Annotated in this window: 15 protein-coding genes; all 15 read left to right on the top strand. The window is 50.0% G+C overall.

Annotation, left to right across the window (positions count from 1 at the left end):
• Position 1: 1 nt before the first annotated feature.
• The 15 genes from GC101_RS03355 to proS all read left to right on the top strand — a co-directional run bounded on the left by GC101_RS03355 (position 2) and on the right by proS (position 13,248).
• Positions 2–418, top strand: a complete 417-nt coding sequence (locus tag GC101_RS03355; RefSeq protein WP_171716077.1) for a hypothetical protein — start codon at positions 2–4, stop codon at positions 416–418.
• A gap of 77 nt (positions 419–495) precedes the next feature.
• Positions 496–1,284 carry a FliA/WhiG family RNA polymerase sigma factor gene (locus GC101_RS03350; RefSeq protein WP_042138136.1) on the top strand — a complete coding sequence of 263 codons (789 nt, stop codon included), beginning with the start codon at positions 496–498 and terminating at the stop codon, positions 1,282–1,284.
• A 30-nt stretch (positions 1,285–1,314) separates the two neighbouring features.
• Positions 1,315–2,718, top strand: coding sequence for a flagellar assembly protein A (locus GC101_RS03345; protein ID WP_171716076.1), 1,404 nt, complete (start codon positions 1,315–1,317; stop codon positions 2,716–2,718).
• 67 nt (positions 2,719–2,785) lie between these two features.
• Positions 2,786–3,094, top strand: a complete 309-nt coding sequence (locus GC101_RS03340) for a hypothetical protein (RefSeq protein ID WP_171716075.1) — start codon at positions 2,786–2,788, stop codon at positions 3,092–3,094.
• Positions 3,095–3,156: 62 nt separating this feature from the next.
• A complete protein-coding gene (locus tag GC101_RS03335; protein ID WP_171716074.1) occupies positions 3,157–3,735 on the top strand; it encodes a hypothetical protein in 579 nt (192 codons plus the stop codon).
• Positions 3,732–4,367: a hypothetical protein gene (locus GC101_RS03330; protein ID WP_171716073.1), complete on the top strand. Its 636-nt coding sequence runs from the start codon at positions 3,732–3,734 to the stop codon at positions 4,365–4,367. Before GC101_RS03335 ends, GC101_RS03330 begins: the two co-directional genes overlap by 4 nt.
• Positions 4,368–4,564: 197 nt before the next feature.
• Positions 4,565–5,266 carry a 30S ribosomal protein S2 gene (gene rpsB, locus GC101_RS03325; protein ID WP_036692565.1) on the top strand — a complete coding sequence of 234 codons (702 nt, stop codon included), beginning with the start codon at positions 4,565–4,567 and terminating at the stop codon, positions 5,264–5,266.
• Positions 5,267–5,401: 135 nt separating this feature from the next.
• Positions 5,402–6,052, top strand: coding sequence for a translation elongation factor Ts (gene tsf, locus GC101_RS03320; RefSeq protein WP_039295244.1), 651 nt, complete (start codon positions 5,402–5,404; stop codon positions 6,050–6,052).
• A gap of 107 nt (positions 6,053–6,159) precedes the next feature.
• The gene (pyrH, locus tag GC101_RS03315; RefSeq protein ID WP_039295247.1) at positions 6,160–6,888 is read left to right on the top strand and encodes a UMP kinase; all 729 of its coding nucleotides are present in this window, start codon (positions 6,160–6,162) and stop codon (positions 6,886–6,888) included.
• Positions 6,888–7,442: a ribosome recycling factor gene (gene frr, locus GC101_RS03310; RefSeq protein ID WP_039295250.1), complete on the top strand. Its 555-nt coding sequence runs from the start codon at positions 6,888–6,890 to the stop codon at positions 7,440–7,442. The genes pyrH and frr overlap by 1 nt, the downstream gene beginning before the upstream one ends.
• Before the next feature lie 78 nt (positions 7,443–7,520).
• Positions 7,521–8,288 carry an undecaprenyl pyrophosphate synthase gene (gene uppS, locus GC101_RS03305; RefSeq protein ID WP_039295253.1) on the top strand — a complete coding sequence of 256 codons (768 nt, stop codon included), beginning with the start codon at positions 7,521–7,523 and terminating at the stop codon, positions 8,286–8,288.
• A 21-nt stretch (positions 8,289–8,309) separates the two neighbouring features.
• Positions 8,310–9,113 carry a phosphatidate cytidylyltransferase gene (locus tag GC101_RS03300; RefSeq protein WP_171716072.1) on the top strand — a complete coding sequence of 268 codons (804 nt, stop codon included), beginning with the start codon at positions 8,310–8,312 and terminating at the stop codon, positions 9,111–9,113.
• 22 nt (positions 9,114–9,135) lie between these two features.
• On the top strand, positions 9,136–10,275 hold the full coding sequence (locus GC101_RS03295) for a 1-deoxy-D-xylulose-5-phosphate reductoisomerase (RefSeq protein WP_171716071.1): 1,140 nt from the start codon (positions 9,136–9,138) through the stop codon (positions 10,273–10,275).
• A 150-nt stretch (positions 10,276–10,425) separates the two neighbouring features.
• Positions 10,426–11,700 carry an RIP metalloprotease RseP gene (gene rseP / locus GC101_RS03290; protein WP_042138122.1) on the top strand — a complete coding sequence of 425 codons (1,275 nt, stop codon included), beginning with the start codon at positions 10,426–10,428 and terminating at the stop codon, positions 11,698–11,700.
• A gap of 99 nt (positions 11,701–11,799) precedes the next feature.
• The gene (gene proS / locus GC101_RS03285; RefSeq protein WP_076246925.1) at positions 11,800–13,248 is read left to right on the top strand and encodes a proline--tRNA ligase; all 1,449 of its coding nucleotides are present in this window, start codon (positions 11,800–11,802) and stop codon (positions 13,246–13,248) included.
• Positions 13,249–13,376: the final 128 nt, after the last annotated feature.

The following is a 13,376-nucleotide window of genomic DNA, read 5'->3' as shown; positions in this document are numbered from 1 at the left end:
TATGAGCAAGAAGATAATATTAAGCACAGGGCTCGGGTTGATTGGATTTGTATTTACTTTTCTTACAAACTACGGACATAATTTAGTAGGAACCAGCTTGATCCGGGGAATATATGGGTTTATTATCTGGTTTGTGCTTGCTTTCCTTCTAAGATGGGTATTGGGTGTTATTATTGGGAAATCCTCTGAATCTTCAGACCTTGAAGCCGGACTTGAAGATAACGGTGAGGCACTTGGTGCCAAGCTTGATATTCAGACACCGGAAGAGGATCAGGAATTGAAGGACCTGCTGACACCGAAACCGGAAGCGGGAAGTGTGGACTTGAGTGGTTTCACACCTCTGCAGCCTCCAAAACTGGTCTCTATGAAAGATCCTGAAGAATTGGCCAAGGCCGTTCGTCACCTGAAAGAAGAATAAGCGAGTGCTGCGGCGAAAGTCCGTAATCTTGCGCCGCGTGGTACCCGCTGACTAAACTTTGGGAAGGGTGAAAGCCGTTGAACGAGCATAAAGCTGCTCAGTCAGAAACAGATGGACTATGGGAACAATGGAAAGAGCAAGGTGATCCTGAGGCCAAAAAAAAGCTGATTGAGAGTTATCTCCATATTGTAGATTACGTATCCAGCCGTCTGGCAGTAGGACTGCCCAAAAATGTATCCAAAGATGACTTGGCCAGCAATGGTGTAATGGGACTGATTGATGCCATCGAGAAATTCGACTACAAGCGGGGACTGCAATTTCAGACCTACGCTTCCTGGCGGGTAAGAGGAGCGATCCTTGACTCTCTGCGGCAAAGTGACTGGGTTCCCAGATCCGTGCGCGAAAAAGCGAAAAAAATCGAGGATGCCTACCAGCAGCTGGAACAGAAGTATTTGAGATCCGTTAGTGACGATGAAATGAGCCAGTATCTGAACATTACTGAAACGGAGTTTCAGACTATGCTGCAGGATGTTGCTGTTATGTCGCTCTGCTCGTTAGAAGATCCTATCCGTGAGGAAGAATCAGAGACACGGATGTCTATTCTGGTGGATGATAAGGCTAAGAATCCGGACCGCAAAGTGAATGAGTTTTATCTGCGTGATACGCTGACTAAAGGTATCGAGAAATTAACAGTGAAAGAACGGACCGTTGTGTCCCTTTTATATTATGAGGATTTATCTTTAAGCGAGATCGCTGAAGTGATGTCACTCTCTCCTTCGCGGATCTCACAGCTTCATTCGAAGGCTATTTTGCGGCTAAGAGGAACACTTGAGAAGAACCGTGATCTTCTTATGCAAAATGATTAACCGGGCGCCGGTGACAAGGGGGAGCAGAATTTGATCGGTCAATATGTTTTGGGCCAATACCTGAGTATTACGTTTTCGGATGATAAAGGGGTTGCTTACCTCCAATTCATCAAGAAGGATGAGAATTTCTCCTGTACAATTGAAGATCTTGAAAGCTTCCTGGTCAGTCACAACATTCGATTTGGCATCCAGCGGGATATTGTTCAGCGGATCTGCAGCAACCCGGAAGAATATTTCTGGAACAGGGTGCCGATCGCAATCGGCCAGCCTGCTGTCAACGGCAAGGATGGACAGATGGTACTGACCGTAGATCTGGAGGAAGACCGTAAGCCGCTGGAGAAAGAAGATGGCAAGGTCGACTATAAGGATCTGGTCCGGCTTCACAATGTGAGGAAGGGTCAGCTTATAGCCAGAATCATACCGGCAGAGAATGGTGTAAGCGGAAAGACAGTAACTGGGGAGGAGCTTCCGTATAGAGCAGGGAAGCAAGCCCATTTCAAGGTTGGCAAGAATGTACTGGTGGATCAGGAAGAGACCTCGATGTATTCGGCGATAGATGGATTGGTTACGCTGACAGACAAGGGCAAGATCAATGTATTTCCTGTATATGAGGTCAATGGTGATGTGGATTACAGTACAGGGAATATTGATTTTGTTGGGACGGTTGTCATTCGCGGCAACGTGCTTACCGGCTTCACCGTCAAATCCGCCGGAGATATCCGAGTGGTTGGCGGGGTGGAAGGTGCTGAGCTGATATCCGGCGGCTCCATCGAGATTACCGGCGGAATTATCGGCTATAACAAAGGTCTCGTAAGCGCCGGGAAAAATGTCAAAGTCTCATTTATCCAGGATGGCAATGTGGTGGCCGGAGAAGATGTAATTGTCTCGCAAAGCATTATGCATTCCAACATCCGCGCAGGCCGTGATGTGCTCTGCAACGGTGCCAAAGGTTTGATTGTAGGCGGGATAGTACAGGCAGGCGATAAAGTTGTCGCACGGACCATCGGCAATACGATGTCGACGGCTACAGCGGTTGAGGTGGGCGTTGTTCCCGAGCTGAGAAATGAGATTAATGAGCTGCGCCAGGAATTGCGTCACCTTCTTGAGAATGAAGACAAGACCAATAAGGCATTATACCTTCTCAATCAGTTGGCGAACAACGGTCAGCTTTCCCCGGATAAGGTGGCGCTCCGCGTGAAGCTCAATGCGACCAAGCAATCCCATATGCGTGATGAAAAGAGAATCAAAGAACGCGTACTGGAGATCGAGCGGATGCTTGAGGATACAGGCAGGGCACGGGTGGATGTGATCAAAACAATCTATGGAGGATCAAAGATTGTTATTGGCAGGTATACCAGATTCGTTAAAGATCCTACAGAACGGGTATCCTTTGTTTACAGTGAAGGGGATATATCGATAATACCGTACATTTAAGCAGGCAGGCAGCGGGAGCGGCCTGCTATTCCTTGATTTCTATATGGACTATGGGAGATGAGATCTGATGAGTCTGAAACCGGTGGAACTGCAAATCGCCCTGCCCCGGACACATGATGCGGCTAAAGTTCAGAACAGCCAGCAGCAGCGTCCGGCGCTTGACCAGCAGCAATTGGCAGGCCAGAACGTCAAGCATAGCCAGGAAATCGCCATGCGCAGCAGTGAGGTGGACGAATCTTCGGAATCAGCACTGCGGGACGGGGGTAAGGAGAAGCAGCCGGACAGTCACGCTGATCCGCGTCAGCCAAGGAAGCACGAGACCGTCCACGATGCCGAGCATCCTTATAAGGGACACCGGATAGATTTCAGTCTTTGAGTACAGTTAAGCTATTGAAAGAGTAAGCTTCTATGAATTGATTGTAAAAGGAGATTAGACACTTGGACCCATGGGTATATATCGTGCTGGTAGGCGCTGTCGCTATCGTTTATGCCCTGAGACTGCCGGCAAAGGCCAGCAAGGAAGACTCGGATGAGAAGAAGAGCCTCAAGGAGACGGAGGCCGCGCTGGAGTTATATATGGCAGATATCGAACATGAGAATACAGAACTGCTTCAGCTGGTCGGCAGCATCAAAGCGCAGTCGCAGAGTAACAAAACAGCCCTGCAGGAAGAGATTGGCACACTGCGTGAGCAGGTGACTGAGCTTAGTAAGAGCCTGCTGCTTCTGGATGCCCGGCTGACGGCTGAAGAGAAAGGCCTGCTTCAGCTTGCTGCAACCTTCTCAAGGGAACCTTCGGCTGCCCAGTCTGCGGAGAATGCTTCTGCAGCCCCAACTGTTGAAGCTGAAATTCAGCCTGCCAGGCAAAAGCCGGTCAGCTCCATAAAGCTGAGGTATCCGCGATTGTTCGAACTGCATGAACAAGGCAAATCGATAGATTCTATCGCCAAGACTGCAGGTCTCCAGCGGGGCGAGGTCCAGCTGATTCTGCAGTTGGCCCATCAGGAGGAATCGGTATGATCAAGAACCGGTTTTTCATGCTCGGGTTAGGTGTCGGGCTCATTATCGGCGCACTGCTGCTGCAGCTGATGATTGCCGGGAAGGCTGATCCGCTCACCAAAGAACAGCTGATCAAGGAAGCGGAGCGACTGAATATGACTGTGGTGGATCACGCGCAGGCCACAGATGAAGGGACGGGCAGCGGGGAAGAGGAAGCACAGGAAGGCACTTCTGCGGGAACGCCTGAGTCTTCCCAGGTTCCCGCAGAGCTGGCTGCAACTGCTTCTCCAGCTCCTGCGGCCACACCTAAAGCCGCAGTGGAGCCGAGTGCAGCTGTGACTCCCGGCAAGCTGTCAGCGCCAGTACAGCCGGAGAGCAGTGCTGCAGACACGGGTATTGTAGCTCCAGCCAGTCCGGAAGCGCCTGCGGTTGCAGTGAACGGCGATATTTCTGTGCGTATTCCTACAGGAATTACACTCGCCCAAACTGCGGATGTGCTGGCCGGTGCCGGAGTTATTCAAGATAAAGCGGAGTTTCTTAAGAAGGCGAACAGCCGTAAAGTGAACAAGATTATCCAATACGGCAGCTACAATTTTGCCAAGGGCGAGAGCATGGATTCTATTATTGATAAGCTGATTACTGTGAAGAAATAAGTGTTTTACGATAAGAAATTTATAAATTCACAGTAATCGTTGCATAGAATAACTTAATATGGTATAGTAATTGACGGTGTTAAAACACACGCCGGTTGATTTCGACAAGAGGTGCTTTCTTCTGAAGAAAGTCTTGTAGAAAGATGACACGCGGCGGAGGAGACACACAATAAACCAAAATTAGGAGGTGTGTGAAGATGGCAGTAATTTCCATGAAGCAGCTTCTCGAAGCTGGGGTACACTTCGGTCATCAGACTCGTCGTTGGAATCCAAAGATGGATCGTTATATCTTCACTGAAAGAAACGGAATTTACATTATTGACTTGCAGAAAACAGTCAAAAAGGTAGAGGAAGCTTACAACTTTGTAAAAAGCGTCGCTGGCGACAACGGCACAATCCTATTCGTAGGAACAAAGAAACAAGCACAGGATTCCGTAAAAGAAGAAGCTGAACGTTCGGGTATGTTCTTCATTAACCAACGTTGGCTGGGTGGTACCCTGACTAACTTCCAGACTATTCAGAAGCGTATTGACCGCCTGAAGAAATTGGAAGCTTGGGAAGAAGACGGTACCTTCGCAGTATTGCCTAAGAAGGAAGTTATCCTTCTCCGCAAAGAGAAAGATCGTCTTGAGAAATTCCTGGGCGGTATCAAGAACATGAAAGGTCTTCCAAGCGCGCTGTTCATCATTGACCCGCGTAAAGAGCGTATTGCTGTAGCAGAAGCTCGCAAATTGGGTATTCCTATCGTAGCTATCGTTGATACTAACTGCGATCCGGACGAAATCGACTACGTAATTCCAGGCAATGACGACGCTATTCGCGCCGTGAAGCTCTTGACTGGTAAAATGGCTGACGCTGTTGTTGAAGCTCATCAGGGCGAAGACACAACTACTGCTTAAGTAGTATCCGGGACATAAACAAGAACTTAAATGAAAAGGGTGGTTGGCAGGTGGATAACCTCTCACTGCCCTTTTTTTAGGATAATGGGCCTTGAGCCCGCGTATGACAACGACAATTATCTGGAGGGAATAACAATGGCAGTAGATGCAAAGGCAGTAAAGGAACTTCGTGAAAGAACAGGAGCAGGAATGCTCGATTGTAAAAAGGCACTTGAAGAAGCAAACAACGATATCACAAAAGCAGCTGAATTGCTTCGTGAAAAAGGTCTGTCCGCAGCAGCTAACAAAGCTGGACGTATCGCTACTGAAGGTACAGTAGAATCTTACATCCACGCTGGCGGCCGTATCGGCGTTCTGGTAGAAATCAACTGCGAAACTGACTTCGTAGGTAAAACAGATTCCTTCAAAGATTTCGCACGTGATATCGCAATGCAAATCGCAGCAGCGAACCCGCTGTATGTTCGCCGTGAAGAAGTGCCGGCTGCAGATGTTGAGAAAGAAAAAGAAATTCTTAAGAACCAGGCGCTGAACGAAGGCAAGCCTGAAAAAATCGTTGAAAAAATGGTTGAAGGCCGCATCAGCAAGTTCTATGAAGAATATTGCCTGCTTGAACAGCCTTTCGTTAAAGACCCAGACAAGACTATTTCCCAATTGCTGAACGAAAAAATCAGCACTATTGGCGAAAACATCTCCATCCGCCGTTTCGTTCGTTACGAGCTGGGTGAAGGTCTTGAGAAGAAAGTCGATAACTTTGTTGAAGAAGTAATGGCACAAGTGAACCAATAATAGCTGAGAAGCATTTTGTAATAAGAACTGAATAAAGGCAAGCATCAAAAGAGCGGAACACATATCACGTAGTGTTCCGTCTTTTGTAAGAAAGTGAGGGTATACAATTGGAACAGCCGGTATTTAAGAGAGTAGTCCTTAAGGTTAGCGGTGAATCACTTGCCGGACAGAATGGCTATGGCATCGATGCCGAAACGATCATCTCCATCGCGGAGCAGGTCAAGGAAGTCGTTGAGCTTGGAGTTCAGGTTGCCATTGTGTGCGGCGGAGGTAACATCTGGCGCGGAATCGCGGGAAGTGCAAGCGGCATAGACCGTGCGACAGCGGATTATATGGGAATGCTGGCAACCGTCATGAACTCGCTGGCACTGCAGGATGCCCTGGAGCAGATCGATGTTCCTACACGGGTTCAGACCTCCATTGCCATGCAGCAAATTGCTGAGCCTTATATCCGCCGCCGGGCAATCCGGCATCTGGAAAAGGGCCGTGTAGTTATTTTTGCCGCAGGAACAGGGAATCCGTTCTTCTCGACTGATACAACGGCAGCGCTGAGAGCGGCCGAGATTGAAGCCGAAGTGATTCTGATGGCGAAGAACAAGGTAGATGGTGTCTATTCCGCGGATCCGTTCAAGGACAGCACTGCCGTGAAATACGAGCAGCTTACTTACATGGATATTCTGAACAAGAACCTGGGTGTTATGGATTCCACCGCTTCCTCTCTCTGCATGGATAATAATATACCGCTCATTGTGTTTGCTATTACAGAGCAAGGCAATATTAAACGTGTCGTTCTCGGCGAAAAGATCGGGACGATTGTTAAAGGGAGTGTAAATTAATGCCACAATCGGTGAAGAAAAATGCCGAAGAGCGTATGGAAAAAGCGATTTTGTCGCTAAAACGCGATTTGGCTACGCTGCGGGCAGGACGTGCTTCGACGTCACTGCTGGATCGCATTCAAGTGGAATACTACGGTGCTCCGACTCCTCTTAATCAGCTGGCTAACATCAGCACACCTGATTCCCGGACACTGCTGATCCAGCCGTGGGACAAAACATCGATGTCTGACATCGAGCGGGCGATTATGAAGTCTGATATCGGGATTACACCTGCCAATGACGGTACAATCATCCGTTTGTCCATTCCACCGCTTACTGAAGAACGCCGCGGCGAGCTTGTAAAGTTCACCAAGAAGTTCGGAGAAGAAGCGAAGGTAGCCATCCGTAACATCCGCCGCGATGCGAATGATGATATCAAGAAGATGGAGAAGAACGGCATTTCGGAAGACGAATCACATGGACATCAGGAAGATATCCAGAAATCAACGGATAAGTTCATAGCTGAAGTCGATAAAGTGCTCTTGTCCAAAGAAAAAGAGATTATGGAAGTATAATGAAATTCAAGAGACTTCAGGCCCCTCCGTCTATGGTGGGGTTTGTCTCTTTCTGATAAGAGCTTGGAGGAAACGGAAATGATCAAACGGATTCAAGAATGGCTGAGCCGTAAAGACAGGCAGGAGCCAGTCGAGATTTCACCGGATAATATTCCCCGGCATGTAGCTGTAATTATGGATGGCAACGGACGCTGGGCGAAACGGCGCGGCTTGCCCCGTATTGTGGGCCATCAGAACGGGATGAAGGCGGTCAAACGTGCGACAATCGCGGCGAATGACCTGGGAGTAGAGTTCTTGACCATGTACGCTTTCTCCACGGAGAACTGGAAGCGGCCGAAGGATGAGGTTGATTTCCTGATGCGCTTGCCTGTGGAATTTCTGGCCATTGAACTGGATGAACTGATTGAGAAGAATGTACAGGTACGTGTAATGGGGGATACCGAGGCTTTGCCTTCCCATACCCGCAGGGCTATGGAAGAAGCGGTTGCCCGGACCGAAGGGAATACCGGACTTATACTTAATTTTGCGCTGAACTACGGTGGCCGTAAAGAGATTGAAGACTGTATGCGCGGCTTGGGCAAGGATATCCAGGCAGGTATTCTGACGCCTGATGAGATTACTTCAGCACTGATAGACAGCAGACTTTTATCCGGCGGACTGCCTGACCCTGATCTGCTGATCCGTACGAGCGGCGAAATGCGCCTCAGTAACTTTATGCTCTGGCAGATTGCCTACAGTGAATTATGGTTTACAGATGTGTACTGGCCGGAGTTTGACAAGACGCATCTGATGCAGGCTGTGGCGGAATATCAGCGCCGCACACGCCGTTATGGTGGATTGAAGTAGCCTGATGGGAGATGGGAATCTTTGAAGCAGCGATTGATTACCGGAATTGTTGCCGGAGCCTTGTTTTTGGGCTTGTGCTTTTTGGGAGGCTGGCCGTATCAGCTGTTGCTGACTGCCATGGCCCTCATCGGCTATTATGAATTTGTAAAAATGACAGGTACAGCAACCTTCGGAGGGACTGCTGTACTTGGCTATGCGTCCGTAGTATGCTTCATGATCCCCTGGAATCTGCTGGGGACTTCCGAGTTATTATCGTGGGAGCAGGGAATCTGGCTGCTCATGCTGTTATTCCTGCTGGTTACGGTCTTCAGCAAGAACAAGCTGGATATTAAGATCACCGCTTTGATGTTCACCGGCATTGTATACATAGGGATGGGCTTCTCTTATATGGCTATCGCCCGCGGTGCGGGAGATGGACATGGGCTTCTCTGGACGTTTCTGCTGCTGTGCTGCATCTGGGGAAGTGATGCCGGAGCGTATTTTGTCGGCCGAAGCTTCGGACGCAATAAGCTCTGGCCAGCGATTAGTCCTAATAAAACTATCGAAGGTGCCCTTGGCGGAGTAGTAATCTCAGCCGTGTTATCTATTGTTTTTGCCCTTTTGGTTCCTGATCTGCTGACAATCGGACGCGCACTGCTTATCGGGGTTTCCTGCGCCGTTCTGGGTCAGCTCGGAGATCTTGTACAGTCTGCTTATAAACGGGTGTACGGTATTAAGGATTCAGGCTCGTTGCTGCCTGGTCATGGAGGCATCCTGGACCGCTGTGACAGCTGGATTATCGTATTTCCTTTCGTACATATCGTAATGCTGATGCCTTACTATTAACGACAGGAAGAAGGTTTCAACTGTGAAAAGAATCAGTATTCTCGGCTCTACGGGTTCCGTCGGCACCCAGACACTCGATGTCGTGGCCATGCATCCGGAAGCCTTTGTAGTGGACGGGCTGGCAGCGGGATCGAATACCCGGCTGCTCATGGAGCAGGTCCACCGCTTCCATCCGCGCCGTGTTTCTGTGTCTACACCGGAGCTTGCTGCGGAGATCAGATCCAGTCTGCCTGCCGGCGTAGAGCTCTACAGCGGACGTGAAGGTCTGGTGGAGATTGCCGCCGGCGGTGACGCTGAGACGGTTGTGACTGCCCTTGTGGGCAGCGTGGGGCTGCAGTCTACAATGGCGGCTATTGAAGCCGGTAGACATATTGGACTCGCCAACAAGGAAACGCTGGTTACCGCCGGACACCTGGTTACGGAGCTGGCGGGCCGCAAAGGCGTTAAGCTGCTGCCGGTTGACAGCGAGCATTCAGCCATTTTTCAATGCTTAAACGGTGAGAACCGCGAAGATGTGGCCTCGATTACCATCACAGCATCCGGAGGATCTTTCCGTGATTATACGCGAGCACAGCTTAAGAATGTTACTGTAGAGGATGCGCTGCGCCACCCGAACTGGAGCATGGGGGCTAAGATTACGATTGATTCGGCAACCATGGTTAACAAAGGGCTGGAAGTTATCGAAGCGCATCATCTATTTGCCCTCCCGTATGAACAGATTAATGTGCTGCTGCATCCGGAGAGCATTATTCACTCCTATGTGGAATTCCGTGACAGCAGTATCATCGCGCAGCTGGGAACGCCGGATATGCGGGTTCCGATTCAATATGCGCTCACTTATCCGGACCGCTGGCAGTCGCCTGCTGAGCGGCTGTCGCTGGCCAAAGTGGCCAGTCTCACTTTCCGTGAGATGGACTACGAGCGGTTCCCGGCCTTGAAGCTGGCTATCGACTGCGGCACCATGGGAGGTACGGCTACAACCGCCTTCAATGCAGCGAATGAGATTGCCGTTGCCCGTTTCCTGCGCGGAGAGATTCCGTTTCTGCGGATTGACGAGATTATTGATGAAGTCCTTCAGCGCCATGAGAATGCGGCTCATCCGAATCTGGAGCAGATTCAGCACTGTGATACGGTGACCCGGGAACTTGCGGCTGTGCTGTAAGCGGACAATGCACATTTTGTATTCCGGAAATATTTGTTATGCCCTGAAAAATAGGGGTGGACTGTTGATTCTCTTGTGCCTTACCTTGGAATAATGATAAATTAAGAGGACATACTTCGGTCTTACACCTAAAGGGGGGAATGTTTCGCAATGGAGATGGTAAGAGTCGTTTTTTTGACGGTATTTATGTTCTTTGTTCTGGTGACCGTCCATGAATGGGGACATTATTATTTTGCCAAACGCGCCGGAATTCTTGTGAGGGAATTTGCTATCGGTTTCGGTCCGAAACTGTTTTCTTATAAACGCAATGAAACCCAGTTCACGCTTCGCCTGCTGCCGTTTGGGGGATATGCCCGGATGGCCGGCGAGGATCCGGAAATGATTGAGATTGGTCCCGGACAGACCATTGCGGTCAGACTGGGCCAGGATAATAAGGTGAAGAATATTTACCTGGATTCACTGGATACACGCCGAAATGTTATCCGCGGTGAAGCGCAATTCACGGATCTTGAGAATGAGCTGAAAATCCGTCTGGACGTGGATGGTGAAGTAACCACATACGACGTACATCCGCAGGCGATGATGATTAAGGGAAGCCAGCAGACGCAGATCGCGCCCAAAGACCGCCAGTTCGGCAGTAAAAGCGTAGGCCAGCGCGCAGTGGCGATTTTGGCCGGTCCGGTGATGAACTTCATTCTGGCGTTTGTGCTGTTCGCACTTCATCTGCAAATGGCCGGCATCCAGGTGGAGAATCCGACCTATGTGAAGATCGGCGATGTAAGCGAAGGAATGCCGGCTCAGGAAGCCGGTCTGCAGAAAGGCGACATTGTCGTAGCCGTTAACGGCGAAACTATCGGTGGAGATTACCAGAAGATGATCTCGCTCACCTCCGCGTCCAAAGGCAAAGAGATGAAATGGACACTGCAGCGCGGCGATGAAACGCTTAATGTAGCTATGATTCCCCGCAGTATGGAAGGGGAGGAAGGCGGCAAAGTCGGGATCACTCCGGAGCTTCCTACTCGCAAGGCCGGGGTTGGTGAGACTATCACCAAGTCAGGAACTGCCATGGTGGATACCACGAAGCTGATCTTCATCGGCTTCAAGCAGCTGATCAACAAGTTCAATATGGATGATATCTCCGGACCCGTGGGAACCTTCCAGCTGACCGGGCAGATTGCCCAGCAGGGGATTCAGTATTTGACTTATTGGGCGGCTATTCTCAGCCTGTATCTCGGGATCTTCAATCTGCTGCCGATTCCTGCACTTGACGGAAGCCGGCTCGTGTTTCTCGGCGTGGAGGCGCTGCGCGGTAAGCCGGTGGACCCGAACCGCGAAGGCATGGTCCATTTCGTAGGCTTTGCGCTGCTGTTCCTGGTGATGATTGCTGTGACTTATAATGATATATTACGCCTCATAAGCGGCTGATTTGTTCACATTACATTCTTTTGGGGTCCCCGCAAAGCTCTTGACAGCTTCACTATTTATCCGGCGCTTTGCGGGGCGAATTTAGGAGGATCTCTTTACATGGCAAAAGACAAGCAGTTCGTTACGGAAATCACGCCGCAGGGCGAAGATTTCTCACGCTGGTATATTGATGTGATCAAAAAAGCGGACCTGATGGATTATTCTCCGGTCCGCGGCTGTATTGTGTTCAAACCGGACGGCTACGAGATCTGGGAACATATCCAGGAGGAGATGAACCGCCGCCTCAAGGAAACCGGACACCGCAATGCCTACTTCCCGCTGTTTATTCCGGAGAGCTTTTTCCAGAAGGAGAAAGAACATGTTGAAGGCTTCAATCCGGAGCTGCCTTGGGTGACTGAGGCTGGAGGCGATGTGCTGGAAGAACGTCTGGCAATCCGTCCTACTTCCGAGACTATGTTCGGCCACATGTATTCCAAATGGATTCAGTCCTACCGTGACCTTCCGGTGCTGATTAATCAATGGGCTAATGTAGTCCGCTGGGAAAAGCGTACACTGCCGTTCATCCGTACTACGGAATTCCTCTGGCAGGAAGGCCATACCGCGCATGAGAATGAGACGGAAGCGCGTGAAGAAACGATGAAGATGCTGGATAACTACCGTGATTTCGTAGAGACTTTTCTGGCGATTCCGGTGGTTACCGGACAGAAGACACCATCCGAGCGGTTCGCCGGTGCGGTAGATACGTATTCCATTGAAGCAATGATGAAAGATGGACGGGCTGTGCAGGCAGCTACCTCGCATTATCTGGGTACCAAGTTCGCAGTTGCCTTTGATATCCAATACTTAAGCCGTGATAATGTACTTGAATATGCACATACAACCTCATGGGGCTCTACCACACGTCTAATCGGCTCACTGATCATGGTGCATGGGGATGACCGCGGACTGGCTTTGCCGCCGAAGGTAGCGCCTACTCAGGTCATTATGATTCCGATCGGGCCGCCTAAGACCCGCGAAGCAGTGATCGGGCGCACAGATGAGCTGTTCAAAGAGCTGAAGAGTGCCGGAATCCGCGTACGTGTTGACGACCGCGCTGATGTTACACCGGGCTGGAAGTTCAATGAATACGAAATGCGCGGTGTACCGGTACGTCTGGAGCTTGGACCGCGTGATATGGAGAACGGAGTCTGCGTAATCGTATCCCGGATCAGCGGAGAGAAGAAGATTATCCAGCAGGAGAATCTGGTTGAAGAAGTGAAGGCTATGCTGGAGCAGGTTCACCAGGAAATGTTCGAGCGGGCTCTGAAGTTCCGTGAGGATCATTTCTATTCTGTAGATACCCTAGAGCAAATGAAGGAATCCATGGAAGAGAAGCGCGGCTTTGCACTTGCAGGCTGGTGCGGCTCGGAGGAATGTGAATCCAAGGTGAAGGAAGAAACAGGCGCAGGCAGCCGTAATATTCCGTTCAATCCGTCCGAAACGAAAGAGACTTGTATTTGCTGCGGTGAGCCGGCCCTGCATACAGTTGTATTCGCCAAAGCGTATTAAGCGGAAGCGGCAACTTCAATTTTTATTTGATCCTTTATATTAGCTTCTGGCGAGAGGAGTCGGCGGGCCGCAATTACCCAATGCTTTTTGAACCGGAAGCTTTTCTTACTATAATAGAATTATGGTAT

Source organism: Paenibacillus phytohabitans (assembly GCF_013141775.1).
GTDB lineage: Bacteria > Bacillota > Bacilli > Paenibacillales > Paenibacillaceae > Paenibacillus_AQ > Paenibacillus_AQ phytohabitans.
The sequence above is the reverse complement of the archived record's forward strand: the minus strand, read 5'-3'. Positions and strand labels throughout refer to the sequence as shown.